Source organism: Streptomyces sp. NPDC087215 (assembly GCF_044744885.1).
Lineage (GTDB): Bacteria > Actinomycetota > Actinomycetes > Streptomycetales > Streptomycetaceae > Streptomyces.
This window is the reverse complement of sequence record NZ_JBIUZD010000001.1, coordinates 688,910-707,488: the sequence shown is the minus strand read 5'-3', so window position 1 is coordinate 707,488 and position 18,579 is coordinate 688,910. Positions and strand designations below refer to the sequence as shown.

Sequence of the window (18,579 nt, the reverse complement as noted above, 5' to 3'; positions counted from 1 at the left end):
CGGTCGTACCGGCTGGACCGGCTGCGCCGGAGTGGGACTCGGAGTCCGGTCAGGGCAAGGGCCACAGGGCGGTCACGTCGTCGGCGGGCGGTTCGCTCGCGCTCCTGAAGTGCGCGCCCGAGGAGCCTCCGAGGGTGCGGGAGGTGTCCGGGGCCCCGGCCTCGTAGGGCGGCCATCCCGGGTCGCCCGTCTCGATGAACGAGCCCAGAGCGGCGGCCAGCCGGTCCCGGACGGCGAGATGCCCGGGGGTGGCCGCGTCCACCTCGGCGAGCTTGTCGAAGACGTAGAGCAGATCGCTGCCGTGGAAGGCGCCCATCCCGGGACCGCACGGTTCCTCGCACAGCAGGAAGTGGTACGCCCGTCCGCCCGCCGAGGTCTGGGCCCCCGCGAGACGGGTGGCGGGAACCCGGTAGACGGCGTCGCTCAGGAACGCGGTGCGCAGGTCGGCCAGATCGGTCGCCCCGGTCCGCCGCCGGTAGGCGTCGAGGAGCGCGGCCGGGTCGGCGGTCCCGATCCGGCGCATGTCGGTGTGGAGGGCCTCCTCGTCGGCGGGCCGGTACGCGTCGCCCGCCAGGAGCTGGAACACCCGTACCTCGTCCCGGGTTGCCCCGACGAGGAGGGGGATGTGTGCGACGGCGCCGGACTCGACCGCCTCCTGCGGGGCGCGCGGCACGACGTCGCCGTCCAGCACGGTCGCCCAGGCCCGGCCGCCGGGCAGGTTGCGGGCGCCGATGTCACCGGAGACCACGCTGCCCTGGGCGTCCAGGATCCGCTGGGCGGAGACCTTCACCAGCTCGTCGGGGTCCGTGATCCGCAGGGCGTCGAGCAGATCGCCCGCCAAGGCGGCGGCCGACGCGCGATCGGTGATCCGTGCGGTGCTCCCGCTGAGCAGGACGGCCCGGTGGAAGAGCCCGGCGGCCGCCGGGCAGCCCAGCAGGGCGCCGATGGAGAACGCGCCCGCGGACTGTCCGGCGACGGTCACGGCGCCGGGGTCTCCCCCGAAGGCGGCGATGTTGTCGCGGACCCAGCGCAGGGCCGCGACCTGGTCCTGCTGGGCGGCGTTGGTGGCGTGCGCCCACCGCCCGCCGAAGTCGGCGAGGTGCAGGAACCCGAACGCGCCCAGACGGTAGTTGGCGGACACCACCACCGCGCCGGTCAGCCGGGAGAGGGCGTGTCCGTCGCTGTACGGGGGCGCGGCGGAACCGGCCTCGAACCCGCCGCCGTAGATCCAGACGATCACCGGGCGGGCCGTGCCCGGTGTGGCGGCGGGGGCCCACACGTTGAGGTGGAGGCAGTCCTCGGAGGTCCGGGTGATCGACGCGGTGGGAAAACTGGGGAAGGTGGACCTGCCCCCGTCGGCCGGTGTCAGCACGGAGGCCCCCTGGGCCGGGGCGGCGCCGAACTCCTCGGCCGGGCGTACCCGGCGCCACGGCCGGGGCGGTTCCGGTGGCTGGAACCGCAGCTCGCCCACGGGGGGTGCGGCGAAGGGGATCCCGGCGAAGAGGCGGGTGCCGTCGGCCAGGGCGCGGCCGCGCACCGGCCCGCTCGTGGTGTCTGCCAGGAGTCCGTCGGTCATGCGAGGGGCCTCACCCTGGGTCGGGACGTCGATGGTCGAAGGCTTGTGAGCCTAGTGGCTTTTGTCCGCGTATTCCCGTTGCTCGGTGAGGTGGCGGCGTCGCGACACGCCCTGGCGTTCCCTCACCGCCCGCTCCGCCTTGACCGCGCTCTTCAGACGGAGCGGGCGGTGGCCGTGCCGGGCCGTCGGGGACGGCCGGAGGAGGAACCCCCGGGCAGCGAGGGGCGGCCCGGCGGCGGAGACATGGAAGACGAACCCGCCGTCCCGGGACCGTCGGCGAGGTGGTCGGCGGCCCCGAGGGCGGCAGCGGCCCGCAGGCCGGCCGGGAAGAGGTGGCTCTCGGCGAGGTCGGTCAGCAGCGCCGAGGACCGCCTGCCGTCCGGGTCGGCGTCGAAGGGCGCGGCAGCGGCCTCGGCCGTCATGGCGGAACTCCGTCCTGTGGGGTGGTCGTGCCGTCGGACCCGGCGTGCCCGTCCCTCATGGTGACGGGTGGTCAGCGGCGACCGCCACCGTCCGCTTCCGCCTCCCCCTCCGGGGCAGCCGAGGCCCTCAGAAGGGGAACTGCGCCTCGCGTTCTCCGGCGAAGCAGTGGATCGCGTGGTGCCGCATCCGGGGGCCGTAGGTCCGGTCGTCGGCCAGCTCCGAGTACGTCCCGAAGGGCAGGCCGAGGAGGCCCGCGGTGTCCGCCGCGTAGACGTCGAAGCCCGGATACATCAGGCAGACGCACGGCAGGTCGTCGAAGTCGAGCGCCAGGACCGGATACTCGCCCAGTGCGTCGGGTTCGGTGACGGCGAGGAAACGGCGCGAGTCCGAGCCCCCGGGGAGCAGGAAGCACTCCGGGAACCGCTCGTCGAAGAGGGCGAACTCCGGGGCCCACATCGCGCCGTACTCGTCGCCCACCAGCTCCGAGAGGGGGCGGGGGACGAGGCCGCCGTCCGAGGCGAACCAGTCGTGCCGTTCGAACAGGCTGATGTCGTACGCCAGCCAGGCCCGGAGGCTCGGGGAGAGCGGCCTGCCCGAAGGGAAGCGCAGGTCGGCGAGACGGGCGGGTGGCAGCGGCGACGCCACGCCGTCGGTGACCCACGGCACGTCCCGGTACTCCAGGGCGGACCCGCCCGGATCCCGCCGCACCTTCTCAAGGACCCGCTCCACCCATGCCACACCGTGCACGGCGGCCTCCTCAGCTCCGTCAGTCAGTATGCGCGGCAACCTACTGCCCTGCACCGACAGCGGGCCCCCGCCCGGTCTCCGCGTACCCGGACACCAAGTCGCCCCGCCGCCGCGGCACTTCCAGCGGACCGAGAGGAGGAAGCGCCCGACGGGCGGCCGTCGGTCCGCGCGGAGGGAGGGACAGGAGCACCAGCCGTGAAATCGATTGCCGAGCCGTCGGCCGCCCGCCTGGGGTTTCGCCGTCGACGACGTGTAGCTCAGTCAGTCAGAGCGCCGGGCTAGGGACCCGGAGGGCGCAGGGGCAGATCCTGCCACGTCGGCTCATGAACGAGACCGCTGATCAGCAGCTCCCGACGACGCCCATCGATCCGGCCTACGCCTCCGCCCAGCTGGCCCAGGGCACTGCGCACCCGGCAGGCCCATCCGGACAGCGCCGTGCGCGACCGCGCACAAGGCCGGATGCGGCAGTGGCGACAGGTCCTGTCGGGAATCACGGACGGAGGGCTCGCTGTCGGCTCCCGCACACCCGTGGCCGGGCTCCCGGTCTGGGCCACCCCCGAGATCGTGTTCGGCGGGTTCGCCACGGGCAGCGCCGCCGCCGGCGGGCCCCTCGCCCCCTTCGAGGAGGAGGCCGCCCGACGGGCGGGCGTTCCCGCCACCCGAGCCGCGTTGTTCGCCCATGCCCTGACCGAGGAAGGTCTCGGCACGCTGGGGGAACTGCTGGACAGCGGGCGCTACGAGGCCGCGCTCCCCGAGGAGACCGCGCTGCTCACGGTCGCCTGGCTGCTGCTGGCCGGGGACGTCGAGACGGCCGCCGCCCTGGTGACGGAACTCCAGCCGTACGCCCACCTGATCCGCTTCCTGCCCCGCCCCGCCGACCGCCCGGCAGCCGCGCCGGGCGCGATCCACCGCCGCACCGTGGGCGAGGTGGCCGCGCGCCTGAGCGCCCGCCGTGCCAGCCCCGCTATCGAGGCCCAGCGTGAGGCGCTGGCCGTCTGGCGCCCCTTCGAGGACGAACTCCTCGCGTACTGGCTGCGCCACCCCCTCGACGTCGCGGAAGCACCGCACGGAGGCGCACCGGACCGCCCCACCCGTGCGACACCGGCCGAGGACGGCCGTGGAGACCGTCCGGCCGCCGGTGCGCCCGACCACCGGGACGAAGCCGCCGACCTGCTCGCACGGTACGGGGAACTTGCGTCGTCCCATCCACTCTGCGGCAGACACCGAGACCCGAAGGCGAACCCGGCCATCCTGCGGCGCGCCGTCGAGGACAGGGCGGCCGGACGACCGGTGTCGCCGAGGCTCGCGGGACTGGTGCGCCACGCGGTGGCGTCCATGGTGGCCAAGCGCGGCCTCCCGGGGTCGCCCGCGCACACCGCGCTGCGCCGCGCGCAGGCCCACCAGGCGGATGCCCCCTCGCACCACCGGATCGCCGCGCTCGTCGCGGATCGGCTGGCGGGCCTCGACCAGCGGTCCGGAACCGCCGACATCGAGTCACCCGTCGTACCGGTGACCGCCGTCGAGGCCGCTGCGACCGGACTGCCGGCCGGCACGGCCGTCCCCGCGAGGCTGCGGCAGGCCGTCGGCTCCTCCCTGAGCGCGCCCCTGGACACGCTGGTCGAACGCGGCCTCGTCCCCTCGGCCGAAGTCCTCGCCACCCTGGTCCCGCAGACGGTCGCGGAGACCGCGGCCCAGCGGTTCACCGACCCCGCGCTGCGCACACTGGCGGCGGCGACCTACCGCGCCTTCCGCAACCGCCGCTCCCTGCTGCTCCTGAACCTCCAGCGCCAGGTGCGCGTCGACGAGCTTCCCTGGGTGCGCGCGGTCGCCCGGCACGGCACCGACCGCCACGCGGCCGAACGGGCGCGGGAGGCGTCCGCTGCCGCGCTGCGCCGGATCGCCGAGCTCGCGGTGAGCGCCTTCCCCGGCACGCTGCTACCGAATCCGCTGGTGCGCGAGCTGGCGCAGCTGGCGCGGCAGGCGGACCTGACGGCACCGTTCGTCGAAGAGCTCGCGGCGGACATCTTCATGGGCGTCTTCACCCCCAAGTTCCTCGACGCGGCCGGTACCGCTGCCGAGCTCCTCGACGGAAGCCCGTACGCCCGCTACTACGGGATCGACTGCGCGGCGGTCCGGAGCCTGGCCGTCGGCCCCCGGTCGGAGGGCGGCACGCGACGTGGCGGTCCGTCGCGCGGGCCGGGGCCCACGGCGGCGGAGGCGTTCGGCCTGACATGTGCCGAACGGGCGCGGGTCGAGACCGTGGCGAGGCCGGGCAACTGGTCACGGCCCGCCGCGAACGGCACCGTGATCGAACAGGCGCAGATCCTCACCACCCACAACCTGGCCGTCCTGGTGCGGCACGTCGGCATCGCGCCCGCCCCGGGGTGGGAGGCACTGGCCCGAGCCTGCTTCGTCACGGTGTGCCGACTCGTCGCCTGGGTGCAGGGGCACCCGCGCCCGCTGGGCACGGTCAAGGACGCCGCGTACGCGTGGCGGCAGATGCTCTTCCATCTGTCGCTGTGCCCACCGGGCCGTCAGGCGGCGGTCGTCGAGTGGGTGGCCACCGAGACGGCCCGGCAGCCCCCGCATGTGGCCGACCGGCTGGGACCGGCGGTCGCCGGGCTCCGGCTGGTGGCCTCCGGCGGCGGCTTCGGGCCCGACGGAACCGTACCGGGCACGTCGGCCCGCAGGTTCCTGGGCTGGAGCGTGGACGGCCACTGGATGAGTTGACCCCGGGAGCCGCCGGGGAGGGGAGCAGCCGTCCGGAGACGGGCAGGGATGATCCCGGCCCGACGAGGCGGGCCCCGTCACGGGCCGCGTCACGCGGCGGACGGCCCGTCGAGGAGGCCCGACCACTGCCTGGGCCCCGTCCGGGCCCCGTCGGGTGCCCGTCCGGCGGACCGTACCGGCGCGGTGGTCCCGGGAGGTCATCGGCCGTGGCGATGGCGGAGGAGGAGGAGGTTCTCGGCGGCCCTCTGTCGCCGGTCGCCGCGGCCCGGCCGTACCAGTGCTCCGCGCTGCCGAGGTCGCCCCGCTCGCGCATGGCCCGTGCCTCTCCCCGCGCCCCCGCCGCGCGGAGCACCGGCTCGGGCCGCTCGGCCGTGGGAAGGGGCGGCTCTGTGGCCACCTGCCCCGTGAGCCTGCGCACCTGCCGCCGCCCCCACCACTGGCGGCCCGCCCACAGCACGAGGAGCAGCGACAGAACCAGCTACGGCGGCCGTCCCCGTATGCCGAGGCCCTCCCCTTTATCTTCATCCATGGCTCCCTGAGATCATCGGTCCACACCCCCATGTTTCCCCTTCCCACGGGCGGCATGTGCCGGTATCGACCGGATCGTTGGAACCACTCGGGGCGGATCCGGGCGGTCATCGCCCGGGTGTGCCGCGAGGGCCTTCAAGGCCCCGCCGATCGCGGGGACATCGAGGCCGGGACGGGCGGGCGTCGCGCGGGCGGCCGTGCACGCGGGGCGGCCGGTCGTCGAGGGCACCGCCTCCTCCCTACGGCCGGAGGAGGCGGTGCCCGCGCGGAGACCGCTGCGGGTGATGGACGGCACGCCGCCGTTCCCCCGGCTCTGAGCGGTCGTCGCGGAGCGGGGCACGAAGGTCGGGTGGGGCGGGAGCTCTCGGCCTGGGCCCCGGGGCTTCAGCCGGGGTCGCGACCGACCTCGCCCCCCGCGGCCCGCCCCCGCCCCGGCGTGCAGCGCCCGCGTGGCCGAGCACAGAGAGGGACGGAAGGTCTTCAGCCAACCGACCGGCCGCCGAGCCAGCCAGCCAGTCAACCAACCAACCAACGGACCGGCCAACGGACCGGCCAACGGACCGGCCAACGTCGGGGTCCGCCGTGGATCACGATGTCGCGCCGCCGGGCTCCGTCATCCAGCGGTCGGACCCGGGGACGTCGAGGACGACCTTGCCGTGGACACGGCGGGACAGAAGGGCGGCGGCCGCGCTCTCGGCCTGGTCCCAGGGGCCGCGCCAGCCGATCGGGGAGGTCAGCCGTCCGGACTCCAGCAGACGCAGCAGGACCGTGAGATCGGCCCCGAAGGGGGCGGTGACGCTGAAGTTCTGGAGGCGCCCTCCGGGGGACGCCTCCCCGGCGGCCTCGAAGTCGAGAGTGGTGGGCAGGCCCGCGGCGCGGCCCACCGCCTGGAGGACCCCTCCGGGTGCGAGACGGAGGAACGCCTCCGCGAGCTGGTCGCCGCCGACGTGGTCGAGGACCCCGAAGACCGGTTCCGACAGGGCACCCGGCCCCAGGACGATCTCGTGGGCCCCCAGTTCACGCAGGCCCTCGGCGCGGCTCTCGGCGCCCACGGAGGCGATGACATGGGCCCCGGCGAGGGCCGCGAGCTGGACGGCGAAGCGGCCCACCCCGCCCGCCGCACCGGTGACCAGCACCCGGCGGCCGAGTACCGAGCCCAGCCCCCGTACCGCCTGGAGCGCGGTGACCCCGGCGACCGGGAGGGCGGTGGCCGCTCCGAGGCCGACCGCTTCCGGCACGACCGCCAGGTTCGCGGTGCCGACCGCGCGCAGTTCGGCCCACGCCCCCTCCCAGCCGAAGGTGACGACCCGGCTTCCCGCCGGAGGCCCCGAGCCGTCGGCCGCGCCCCGGACGACGGTCCCGGCGGCGTCCCAGCCGGGAACCCCTCCGCCAGGGGCGCTCGCCGGACGGTCCGCGACCTCCCGGAAGTTCAGCGAGACCGCCGCTACGGCGACCAGGGCCTCGTCGTCCCGGGGCCGGGGCTCGGGCACGTCGCCGAGGTGCAGCCCCTGCGGGCCGTGAAGCACTGCTCTCATGCGGTCGTCCTTGTCCGCCCCGGAGCGCGCGTCCGGGCGCTGTGAGGAGGGCGCGGACACCAGCGGTCCGCGCCGGGGGCCGGGCCGGCCGGTACGGCCACGGTCGCCACCACCATAGAAGGTGCGGCCGCCGGTCGTGTCGTACGGATCCCAGGACACGACCCGGGCGGACGGATCAGGACCGCCGGGTGGACCCCGCGCGATGCAGGCGCCGTCGGCGAGCACGGTCACGCCTTCGCGGTGCAGGGCGAGGCCGGATTCCCACCAGGCCTTCGCGTCGGCGGTGTTGCCGGGCATCGGGCGGGCTGGGACGGTCACCAGTTTGATGTCGGCGTCGATGATGACCTGGACATTTGCAGACAAACGAGCGGCTCTTACAGTCCCGGCGGGAGGAACAGTCCGACGGGAGCGGGGCTGTTGCCGGTGGTCATGTCGGCTCCCGGGCAGTGAGGCCGACCTGGTCGGCCACGGCCTGGCGAGTGGCCTCGGGGAATGCCTCACGGGGCGCTGCTGGTCTCGCAGCTCCGGCAGCGCGCGAGCGTCACAGGTTGCCGGGATCCCCACCGTCTCCTACGAAGCTGCGCCCTGACTAGTCCCTCCGGCGCTGGGCAAGAGATGGTGGTCTCGGCTGTGTGAGCGCAGACCGCCATCCTCATGAGCGGTTGATGGATCAGGTGGCGTGGACCTCGACGGTGCGGCCGTCAGGGTCGGTGAGCATGTGACGTCCCGGGGTGAGTGGCGGGGTCGCCGCAGCGCCCCTGGTGGCCAGGCCCAGGCGGAGCGCGTCCGTTGCACGTCCCTCGCGAGCCGGGTAGAGCTCGAACACCGTGCCGCCGGGGAGGACCGCAGCGTAGTGATCGGGGCCCTGGCCGTGCCGCTCCGCGGCAAAGTCCAGGCCGAGGCCCTGGTAGAAGTGGCGGCATGCTTCAAGCTGCGGCGAGTACAGCACCAGCAAGGTCACGCCGACCGGTTTCGCTTCAGTCACGGGTTCCCTGCCCCTACCGATGTCAACGGGGAATGAACTGTAGTGCTGCGAGGGGCCTTACAGGCCGGGCGAGTTGTACGGGCCTTGCCTGGGGCAGGGCCGGTTCTCACCCGGGCCTGCCCCAGACGCCCCCGCCCCCGCGCAACGTCGGCAGACCACTCGAAGAACGGTTCCGGTCGGCGGTGTCCCCGTGGCCGTGACCGGCTCGCGCACCGGACGGCCGCCGCCGGGACACCGCGCCGACGGCTACCCCGTCACCCTCGGCGAGTGCACGGGCGGCCGGGCCCGCCGGGAGAAGCACGGCACCCTCGACGCCGTCGGCCGGCCGCTGTCCGTCGAAGCACCCTCCTGGGACGAGCGGTACGCGTACGACGCCGCCGGACGGGTCGTGCTGCGCCGCCGCACCCGGCTGTCCCGCACCCCCGACGTCTGGCGGTACGCCTACGACGCCGAGGACCGTCTCGTCTCCTGCACCACCCCCGACGGCACTGTGTGGACCTACGGCTACGACCCGCTGGGCCGCCGCAGCGCGAAGCACAAGACGGCTCCCGATGGCACCACGGCCGTCGAGACGATCCGTTTCACCTGGGACGGCCCTCTCCTCGTCGAGCAGTACGACGAGACTCCCGGCACGATCCTCACCTGGGAGTACGAGGGACACCGGCCGCTCCTCCAGTACGAGCGCAGACGGCCGGGCGACGACGACACCGACGCCCGCTTCTTCGCGATCGTCACCGACCTGGCCGGCACCCCCACTGAACTCGGACCGGCCGACGGGGAGACGGCCTGGCGCGCCCGGTCCACCACCTGGGGAACCGCGACGCGGCGAGCGGTCCTAAAATGATCGAACCGGTCGGTGTCCACCTGGGCCGCGGACTCATGCGCGTCCACACCTGCCCCAACGACCCCACCCACCCTCACCGGCTCGGCTTCCAGTGGCACGACCGCTCCACGTGGATGTCCCACCACCGCAGTCGGGCGGGCACCACAATGAAGTCGTGCCGACCCGGCAGAGTCGCGGCCCGCCGCCGGCGGTCCGGGCGATCCGTTCCGTGACGAGAGGCTCCTCGATGACCGCTTCCGCGACCGGCTGCGAGCCGGCCGACGCAGGTGACCTGGACACCCTGGTCGACGTCTACGTCCCGGCGTTCTTCGACGACCCCGTGTTCGGCTGGGTCTTCCCCGACCCGGCGCGCCGAGCGGAGGGGCTGCGGGGGTTCTTCGGCACGGTGGCCGCCTCCACCTTCGCCGGCGGCGGATCCGCGCTGCAGGCCGACGACTTCGCCGCTGTGAGCATGTTCTACCCGCCCGACGCGCCGACGCCCACCGAGGCGGACCGGCGGGAGTTCCGGGACCGGCTGGCCAGGAGCCTGGGTGACCAGGCCGATCGGGCGCTGGCCGTGATGGCACTGCTGGAGGCCCACCACCCCCACGACCTGCCCGCGCACTACTACGTCACCTTCCTCGCCGCCCTCCCCGGGCATCAGGGCCGTGGGCTGGGGACCCGCTTGCAGAAGGCGGTCTTCGCGCTCGCCGACGCGAGCGGGGCGGGCACGTACAAGGAGGCGAGCTCCCCGCGCAACCTCGCCCTGTACGAACGGTTGGGCCACCGCCGCCACGGGCCGGAGATCCACGTCCCCGACGGGCCCCCGATCTGGCCGATCTGGCGCCCCGTCCACCCCCGGCCCGCCCTACGGTGACCACGACCGCCGTCACCGCCGGGCCGAAGTCCTGGCCGCGCTGGACACCGAAGCGCTGACCGCCCTGGCAAGGGTCGCGGCCGACTTCGTGTGCAGGCTCTCGTCCGTCCTGTTCAGGGTGGGGTGGTCGGTGTAGCCGTGGGCTCCGCCGCCGTAGAAACCTTCGGGGCGGGTTTCGTTGAGGGGGGGCGCCGGTCCGGCAGCGGTGGACGAGGTCGGGGTTGGCGAGGTAGTCGCGGCCGAAGGAGACGAGGTCGGCGCCCCGCGCGAGGCCCCGGCCACGGCGTCCTCCTTGCCCGTACCGGCGGGCCGGGGGGTGACGATCAGGGCCGTCGGCCACAGCCCGCGGATCGCCGGGTCCAGCCGGTGCCGGTCTCGCTGTGGTGGAGGTAGGCGAGATCGAGCGGGGCGAGGCCGCGGACGAGGGCGGTGTACGTGCCGTACGGGTCGATCTCGTTGAGGTCGCCGAACGGGTTGGACGGGGAGATCCGCAGGCCGGTGCGGTGCGGGCCGATGGCGTCGGCGACGGCTCGGGTGGTCCACGGGTCGGTGCCGGGGGCGCGGCCGAGGCCGAGGTCGATCCGGCCGGGGTGGTAGGTGGCGAGCGTGCCGAACTGTTCGGCGACGACGTAGGGGGCGTGGTCGGGCAGCATGATGCCGCCCGCGCCGACGCGGATGTGCTCGGTGGCGGCGGCGACCTGGCCGATCATGATGGCGGTCGCGGAGCTGGCCATGGCGGTGGTGTTGTGGTGCTCGGAGATCCACGGGCGGCGGTAGCCGTATGCCTCGGCGGCCCGTGCCGGTTCGACGGTGTTGGCCAGGGCCTCGGCGGGCTGGTGGCCGTGGCGGATCGGGGAGAGGCCGAGTACGGACAGCGGGATGTTCGTGGTGCTGGTCATCAGGTTTTCCTTCGGAGGGCGGGTCGCTATGGGGAGCGGTCCGCCGATGTGGCCGGGGGCGGCCGCACGGGTGGTGCGGCCGGGACTGGCGAGGGAGGGTCAGGGTGAGGACGGCCTTGCCGGGGAGTCGGCTGTCGGCCACGGCGGCGATGGTGTCGGCCGCGGCGGCCCGGTCGCGGCGCCGGGCGATGTGCGGGCGCAGCCGGTCCGCTGCCGTCTCGGCGGCGAGCCAGGTGAGGTCCTGGTCGATGCCGCCACCGTCCATCAGGAAGAAGGTGTGGATGGTGCGGTGGCGGCGGGCCGGATCCGCGAGGAGCGCGCCCGGTCCGAAGACGGTGTCCTGGCCGGAGGCGGCCCCGGCCGTCACGAGGACGCTCCTCCGCGAGGCCGCCGCCGACCTCCGCCACCCCTGGGAACGACCCGCTCAACCCGGTCGGCTGACCCCGGCCCGCGTCCGCCGGGGGTTCAGAAACCTCCGCCCGCACCTGACCTGCCCGGCCCGTGCACCGCAACCGTCCCGGCCAGGCCCCGGCCGCCCTCCCGGATCCAAGAACCGGCATCCCGCCACCCACCACGACGTCGGCAAGACCTCAAAACGGCCCGAGAGCGTCAAAGAGCGCTCACGGGCCGGAGGACAAAGCACAAGCTGAGGGGGATTGATCCGCAGAAGCTGACCACCAAGGGAGAGTGACTCTCCGTCAGCGGAGGTCGCGCCGTGGATGACGGTCGGGTTGAGCCGCAGGCCGGATCGCCCGCACCGTACGACCCACCGGAGGCCCGTAGAGGTGTACTTCGACATGACATAAACGGTGCCGTTCGACGCCCTCCAGCGCTTCGTGGGCTCGTCGCCTCGCGCCTGGAGAACATGGAATTGCAGAGCGGCCGCCCAGGGAACACGACCTGACCTCTAGCCGACATCACGAGTTCAATTTCAGCAGCAACTTGATCTTTTCGGTCAACTCCCGTCATCTGAAAGAGGCGTGAGAGGAGTGTAAGGCAAATAGTAAGTAAAGATCGCGCAAAATGGGGGGAACTGGGCAAGCGGTTGTCCGGCAGGTCCTAGCAGTCCGACCGCGGCGCTGATCACGGCTGTGGAAGCGATGTGATCATCCTGTGCGGGTGCGGAGAACTGTCCGCACATACTGCGAGGAACCACGCGTGACAAACACGTTCCGTAGAGCTGGGCAGAGACCTGCCGCAGCGTCTGCACCGTTCTCATCCCCTCCATCGATGACGCGCTGGCGTCGAGTGGCCGCAGCGGCGGCGTTGGTCATGGCAGTGGAGACCGCGGTCGTCGTCACCACTGGTGGCACCGCGTTCGCCGTGCAGATCGAGAAGGCGCCGCGGGCGGCCGAGCCGAAGAAGGACTCGGGTTCCGCGACGGCCGACGCGACGGCCGACTCGATCGCGGCCGCCCGGATGAAGGCGAAGATCCAGAATCGGCGGATCGAAGCACTGGACCAGCGGACGGAGACCTCGTCGGTCTTCGTGAATCCCGATGGCTCCGTCACGCAGGACGCGTACGCCGGCCCGGTGCGCTACCGGGACGACAAGGGTGCCTGGCAGGACGTCGACGTCTCGCTGCGCACGATGTCGGACGGATCCGTCGCCGCGAAGGGCCACCCGCACGGCCTGCGCCTCGGCGGCAAGAGCGCTGCTCCGAAGGGCTTGAGGAAGACCGGCCAGAAGACCTCCGAGGCGGGCACGCCGCTGGTGACGCTGGAGGGCCGCACGGGCAGGCGGATCCAACTGGGCTGGTACGGAGCGCTGCCCGCGCCGACGATCGAGGGGGACGACAACAACGTCGCCCGCTACAAGGACGCTCTGCCCTCCGCGGACCTGCTGATCGAGTCGACCCGTAGCGGCTACGAGCAGTACCTCGAACTGAAGAGCCGCTCCGCTGTCGACGCGCAGGGGGCGATGACCTACAGCCTGACGGCCGAGGGGCTGAAGGCGAAGGCGCACAAGGACGGTTCGGTCTCCTTCGTCGATGCCGAGGGCAAGTCGGTCGGCGTGCTCCCCGCCCCGGTGATGTGGGACGCGCGGGTGGACGAGAAGTCCAGGGAACACACCCGCACCGCCCCCGTGGACATCAAGGTCGCGCAGGACGGCGACACCGTCACCCTGACCCTCATCCCCGACGCGAAGTTCCTCGCGGACCCCTCCACCCTGTTCCCGGTGACCATCGACCCGGCGATCAACGTGGGGGCGAGCTTCGACACCTTCGTCCAAGAGGGCCACACCACCGATCAGTCGGCCTCGACCGACCTCAAGGTCGGCAACAACGGCACCTCCCAGGTGGCGCGTTCGTTCCTGTCCTTCCCGATGAAGAACATCACGGGAAAGCAGATCACCGCCGCCAAGCTGAACCTGTTCGCCTACCACTCGTGGTCCTGCACGCCCAAGGGCTGGGAAGTCTGGTCCACCGGCGCCCCGAGTACGTCCTCCCGCTGGACGGCCCAGCCGAACTGGGTGACCAAGCACGCCACCAGCACGCAGACCAAGGGCTACTCCAGCGCGTGCAATGACGGCTGGGTCAACGCCGACGTCACATCGCTGGCCAAGACATGGGCGGCGAACGGGAGCGGCAGCAACTCCCTGGGCGTGCGGGCCGTCGACGAGACCGACCCCTACGGCTGGAAGCGGTTCAACTCCGGCAACGCCGCGAGCAACACTCCGTACCTGTCGGTCACGTACAACTCGATTCCCCAGCTCCCGACCCTGATCGCCCCGGTCGACCAGTTCGCGACCTCTGCGGGCAGCCCCGTGCTGTCGGCGAAGGCCCTGGACGGCGACGGGTCCCAGGTCACACTCGACTACGAGGTGTGGGCTGCCAACGGCAGTGCCGCACTGCGCACCGGCAGCGCCTCCGCGGCGTCGGGCGCACAGGCCACCTGGAGTCCCCCCACCGCTCTGGCCGCCGGAGCCTACAAGTGGCGGGTGCGAGCCGGTGACGGCTCGGCCACCAGCGCATGGTCCGCCTTCCGCGCCCTGACCGTGGACACCACGGCTCCCGCCACGACGTCGGTGTCCTCCACCGACTTCCCCGCCGGCCAGTGGTCGGGGACCCCGAACGACAACGGCGACTTCACCGGCTCCTTCTCCCTCACCCCGCCGTCGGCGGACGTGAAGGAAGTCCAGTGGAAGCTGGACGGCGGAGCCTGGCAGTCGGCCGCCACCACCGGCACCGTGGTGACGGTCAAGCCGTCCTTCCGTGCCGGGAAGCACACGCTGAGCGCCCGCACCAAGGACGCGGCCGGCAACACCTCGGCCGAGAAGGCCTTCGTCTTCTTCGCGGGCTCGGGGGCGGCCCTGACCGCACCGAGCGAGGGGGACCGGTCGGCGCGGCGCACCGAGCTGGCCGGCCTGGGCAAGGCCACCGACACCGGAGTGCGCTACCAGTACCGCCGGGGCGAGACGGACACGTGGAAGGACGTTCCGGTCTCCGACGTTCGCCGCAAGAGCGACGGCAGCACGCCGACGGCCTGGCCCGCGACGGTCACCACCGGTACGCCCGAGGCTCTGATCTGGAACATCACGTCCTCCCTCAGTGAGGACGGCCCTGTCGACGTCCGTGCCGTGTTCACGGATGGCACCACCACCGATGCCTCTCCCGCCAGCACCATCACGGTGGACCGCAACGCGGGTGCCGCGCCGAGCGAAGCGGTGGGACCGGGTGCGGTCAACACGCTCACCGGTGACTTCACGCTCAGCGCCATGGATGCCTCAGGGTTCTCGCTGACCGCTGCGCGTACCGCGTCGTCCCGGACCCCCGACGAGGGAGGTCGACAGGAAGGCCAGGTAGCGATCTTCGGCCCCCAGTGGACCGCCGGCACCGTGGTGGAGACGTCCGGCAGCAACTGGACGTTCCTGCGCAAGACTTCGGCATCCTCGGTCGCGGTCGTGTCCGCGGACGGGACGGAGACCGGTTTCACGGCGACCACGGGCGGCGGCTGGAAGCCCGAGCCCGGAGCCGAGGATCTCACCCTCGCCGGAAGCCTCACCGGATCGTTCACCCTGACGGAGAACGAGGGAGCCGCCTCGACCTTCACCAAGGTCGGTGCCGAATTCGGCACCTGGACGCTCTCGAGCAGTTCGCTGCCCACTCTTGACTCCACCACAAGGGTGTATTCCGAGAAGGTCACCGTGGACGGGAAGCCGCTGGCTCGCCCGAAGTACGTGATCTCGCCCACCACTGCCGTGTCGGCGTCCACGTGCGCCAACGCGCCCAGCACCAAGGGCTGCAGGATCCTGGAGTACCAGTACGCCACCACGACCACGGCCACCGGCTCCGCCCTCGGTGACTTCTCCGGCCAGGTGAACCGCATTCGTCTGTGGAACACGGCCCCCGGCGCTTCCACTGCGACGGCCACCGTGGTCTCCCAGTACTCCTACGACGACGCGGGCCGTCTGCGCGAGCAGTGGGACCCCCGGATCAGCCCGGCCCTGAAGACCGCCTACACCTACGACAACGCGGGCCGCGTTCTCACCCAGACCCCGCCGGGCGAGCTGCCGTGGACCTTCGAGTACGGCAAGGCCGGCTCAGCCGCCGTGGCCGGCGACGGCATGCTCCTGTCCGCCTCGCGCCCGACCCTGATGGCCGGAAGCAAGGACCTGGTGGACGGAGGCAAGGCCACCACGTCCCTCGTCTACGACGTTCCGCTCTCCGGAGCCAAGGCCCCGAACCAGGTCGCCGTCTCCGACACCAGGACCTGGGGGCAGACGGAGGCACCCACCGACGCGACGGCGGTCTTCCCCGCCGACCAGGTTCCTTCCTCCCACACGGGTGAGAACCTGACCGCGGGCGACTACGCCAAGGCCGTGATCACCTACACCAACGCCTCAGGCCTCGCCGTCAACACCGGCCTCCCGGGTAGGCACCTGACCACCACCCAGTACGACCAGTTCGGCAACATCGTCCTCGAGCTGAACGCGACCAACCGTGAACTTGCTCTGGGCAGCGCCGACTACCAGGTGAACACCCAGAGCGAACTGGGCATCCTCGCCGACTCTCCCGCCGAGCGTGCCGGCAAGCTGGCCACGGTCTCCGAGTACACGGCTGACGGCCAGCGGCTGGTCCGGGAGCACGGACCACTGCACCTGGTCACCTTGACCAAGGCGCTCAAGGGCGACAGCGACAGCCCCGATCTCGCCGCCGGTACCCAGATCGCAGCCCGCACCAGCACCGTCAGCAGGTATGACGAAGGCCGTCCCACCGACGGCAGCGCGCGGATCGCTCACCAGCCCACCACGACGGCGGTCGGTGCCTTCGTCGACGGCTACCCGGCCGACGGTGACGTCCGTACCACCTCGATGACCTACGACTGGGTGAAGGGGCTGCGCCTCAAGGAGATCACCGATCCCGACGGACTGAAGCTGACCCGCGCCACGGAGTACGACGCGCAGGGACGTGTCGTCAAGACCACGCTGCCCAAGTCCAGCGGTAACGACGCGGGAGCGAAGGTCACCGCCTACTGGTCCGCCACGGGCACCGGTGCCTGTGCGGGACGCCCGGAGTGGGCGGACCTCCTCTGCTCCGTCGGTCCGGCAGGGAAGATCACGGGCGGCGCGGGCAACCCGGACGCGCTGCCGACGTCGACGTACGAGTACGACCGGTGGGGCAACGTCACCAAGACCGTCGAGGTCGTCGGCGGCACATCGCGTACCAGCGTCGCGACCTACGACGCGGCCGGCCGACTGAAGCAGAGCCAGATCACCGGAGGAACCGGCACCGCCGTTCCCGATACGTCGATCACCTACGACACCGGCGACGGCTCCGTCGCGAGCTATGCCAACGGCAGCACCACGGTGCTTCGCGCCACCGACAAGCTGGGCCGTGAAGTCTCCTACGACGACGGTATCGGCAACGTCACCAAGACCCAGTACGACAGCCGCGACAGGGTCACCCGGAGCTCGAACTCGGTTCCCTCCGAGACGACGTACACCTACGACAACCCGGCCGGCCTGCCCACGCGGGTGCAGGACTCCGTCATGGGTTCCATCGGCGCGGTCACCGGCTACTACGACTCCGACGGCCGCCTGTACAAGCAGAAGCTGCCGTGGAACATGGACGTCGAGTTCAACCTCGACCCCACGGGAGCCGAGACGTCCCGGTACTGGCACTGGGAGTCCGGCTGGACCGTTCAGGGCGAGTCCCTCAGCAAGAACATCCATGACCAGGTCGTGAACCGCACCACCTACACCGGCGGCGGCGCGTACCAGGAGTACACCTACGACGCGGCAGGCCGTCTGACACGCACAGAGGACTCGCAAGTGGGTGTGACCACCCATCGTGCCTACGCCTTCGACGACAACAGCAACCGGACGTCCCTGACGACCACGATCGACGATGTCGACGGCGGTGCACCCGAGACCAGGAACACCTCCTCGTCCTACGACAGCGCCGACCGGCTCATCGTCGGCGGCACCGTGTACGACGCCTTCGGCCGGACCACCGAGCAGGCGGGTGGCGCGAAGTACAGCTACTACGCCAACGACCTGGTCCGTCAGATCTCCTCCGGTGGTAAGCGCACCACGTGGCAGCTCGACGCCATCGGCCGCCCCTCCTCCTACACGGTGGAAGAGCAGGCCGAGGACGCCACCTGGAGCACCACCGCCACCAAGAAGAACCACTACGGGGCAGATGGTGACAGCCCCGAGTGGATCCACGAGGGCGGAAGCTCCGTCAGCCGGAACCTCAAGGACCTCGCGGGCGACCTGATCGCCACCACGAGTGCCCAGGGTGATGCGGTTCTTCAGCTCAGCACCATTCACGGTGACGTCACCACCCAGATTCCGCTGTTCAGCGGCAGCACCCCCGTCGTCAACAGCTACGACGAGTTCGGCAACCTGCTCCCCGGAACCGACCCTGCTCGCTACGGCTGGCTCGGCGGCAAGCAGCGCTCCGGCGAGACGCCGAACGGCGTCACGTTGATGGGAGTGCGTCTCTACGATCCGGCCACAGGACGCTTCCTCTCCGTGGACCCGATCTACGGAGGCAACGCGAACGCCTACGAGTACTGCGGCGGAGACCCTGTCAACTGCTATGACCTCGACGGAAGGAAGAAGCAGAAGAAGCCGCGCTCGTGCGGGTTCTGGTGCAACGTCTTCACCACCGGTATCGGAGGGGTTGTCGCGGCGGTCTGCGCCCCCTTCGCCGGCCCGATCGTCTGCGGAGCGGTCGGCGGCGGGATAACCGGCTTCGCGCGCTACTGGTACACCCATCACGGGGGCCACGGGTACACCACGAAGGGCGCCGTCAGGGCAGTGCTCCTGGGGGCGGCGATCGGCGGGTTCGGTGGAGCGGTCGGCAAGCTGATCAAGAAGATCGGCGGGAAGGTGTTCCGAGGATGGGGAGACCGAGGTTCGATCAAGGCATGGGATAAATTCGTGAAGGCGCTCTGATGGGCGACTGAAGCCCCATCCCTGTGTTCACCGGGCGACCGCCCGGTGAACA

Annotated in this window: 10 protein-coding genes, 1 tRNA gene and 1 pseudogene; 6 read left to right on the top strand and 6 right to left on the bottom strand. The window is 72.0% G+C overall.

Features of this window, described 5'->3' with window-relative positions:
- Window positions 1-49 precede the first annotated feature (49 nt).
- The 3 genes from ACIO92_RS02955 to ACIO92_RS02945 all read right to left on the bottom strand — a co-directional run bounded on the left by ACIO92_RS02955 (window position 50) and on the right by ACIO92_RS02945 (window position 2,746).
- Entirely contained in the window at window positions 50-1,576 is a 1,527-nt protein-coding gene (locus tag ACIO92_RS02955) for a carboxylesterase/lipase family protein (RefSeq protein ID WP_402281088.1), read from the bottom strand.
- 152 nt (window positions 1,577-1,728) lie between these two features.
- Window positions 1,729-1,998: a hypothetical protein gene (locus ACIO92_RS02950; protein ID WP_402281090.1), complete on the bottom strand. Its 270-nt coding sequence runs from the start codon at window positions 1,996-1,998 to the stop codon at window positions 1,729-1,731.
- A gap of 127 nt (window positions 1,999-2,125) precedes the next feature.
- Window positions 2,126-2,746 carry a hypothetical protein gene (locus ACIO92_RS02945; protein ID WP_366445937.1) on the bottom strand — a complete coding sequence of 207 codons (621 nt, stop codon included), beginning with the start codon at window positions 2,744-2,746 and terminating at the stop codon, window positions 2,126-2,128.
- A gap of 246 nt (window positions 2,747-2,992) precedes the next feature.
- On the opposite strand from ACIO92_RS02945, the gene ACIO92_RS02940 reads away from it, so the two are divergent.
- Window positions 2,993-3,066: transfer RNA gene (locus ACIO92_RS02940), tRNA-Pro, on the top strand.
- A gap of 208 nt (window positions 3,067-3,274) precedes the next feature.
- Complete coding sequence (locus tag ACIO92_RS02935; protein ID WP_402281092.1) at window positions 3,275-5,476, top strand: hypothetical protein; 2,202 nt, start codon at window positions 3,275-3,277, stop codon at window positions 5,474-5,476.
- 1,115 nt (window positions 5,477-6,591) lie between these two features.
- Here the strand turns inward: ACIO92_RS02935 and ACIO92_RS02930 are convergent.
- Both ACIO92_RS02930 and ACIO92_RS02925 read right to left on the bottom strand, forming a co-directional pair.
- Complete coding sequence (locus tag ACIO92_RS02930; RefSeq protein ID WP_402281094.1) at window positions 6,592-7,902, bottom strand: zinc-binding dehydrogenase; 1,311 nt, start codon at window positions 7,900-7,902, stop codon at window positions 6,592-6,594.
- Window positions 7,903-8,209: 307 nt separating this feature from the next.
- Entirely contained in the window at window positions 8,210-8,524 is a 315-nt protein-coding gene (locus tag ACIO92_RS02925; RefSeq protein ID WP_402281096.1) for a glyoxalase/bleomycin resistance/dioxygenase family protein, read from the bottom strand.
- Window positions 8,525-8,714: 190 nt separating this feature from the next.
- Here ACIO92_RS02925 and ACIO92_RS02920 point away from each other — a divergent pair, with 190 nt between their 5' ends.
- On the top strand, window positions 8,715-9,368 hold the full coding sequence (locus tag ACIO92_RS02920) for an RHS domain-containing protein (protein ID WP_402281098.1): 654 nt from the start codon (window positions 8,715-8,717) through the stop codon (window positions 9,366-9,368).
- Between the two features lie 226 nt (window positions 9,369-9,594).
- A complete protein-coding gene (locus ACIO92_RS02915; RefSeq protein ID WP_366445933.1) occupies window positions 9,595-10,224 on the top strand; it encodes a GNAT family N-acetyltransferase in 630 nt (209 codons plus the stop codon).
- Window positions 10,225-10,547: 323 nt separating this feature from the next.
- On the opposite strand, the gene ACIO92_RS02910 is transcribed toward ACIO92_RS02915, so the two are convergent.
- A complete protein-coding gene (locus tag ACIO92_RS02910; protein WP_402281100.1) occupies window positions 10,548-11,123 on the bottom strand; it encodes an MsnO8 family LLM class oxidoreductase in 576 nt (191 codons plus the stop codon).
- 371 nt (window positions 11,124-11,494) lie between these two features.
- Between ACIO92_RS02910 and ACIO92_RS02905 the strand changes: the two are divergent.
- Window positions 11,495-11,773 (top strand): annotated as a pseudogene (locus tag ACIO92_RS02905) (transposase); the annotation flags it as partial.
- Between the two features lie 622 nt (window positions 11,774-12,395).
- Entirely contained in the window at window positions 12,396-18,527 is a 6,132-nt protein-coding gene (locus ACIO92_RS02900; RefSeq protein ID WP_401242456.1) for a DNRLRE domain-containing protein, read from the top strand.
- Window positions 18,528-18,579 lie beyond the last annotated feature (52 nt).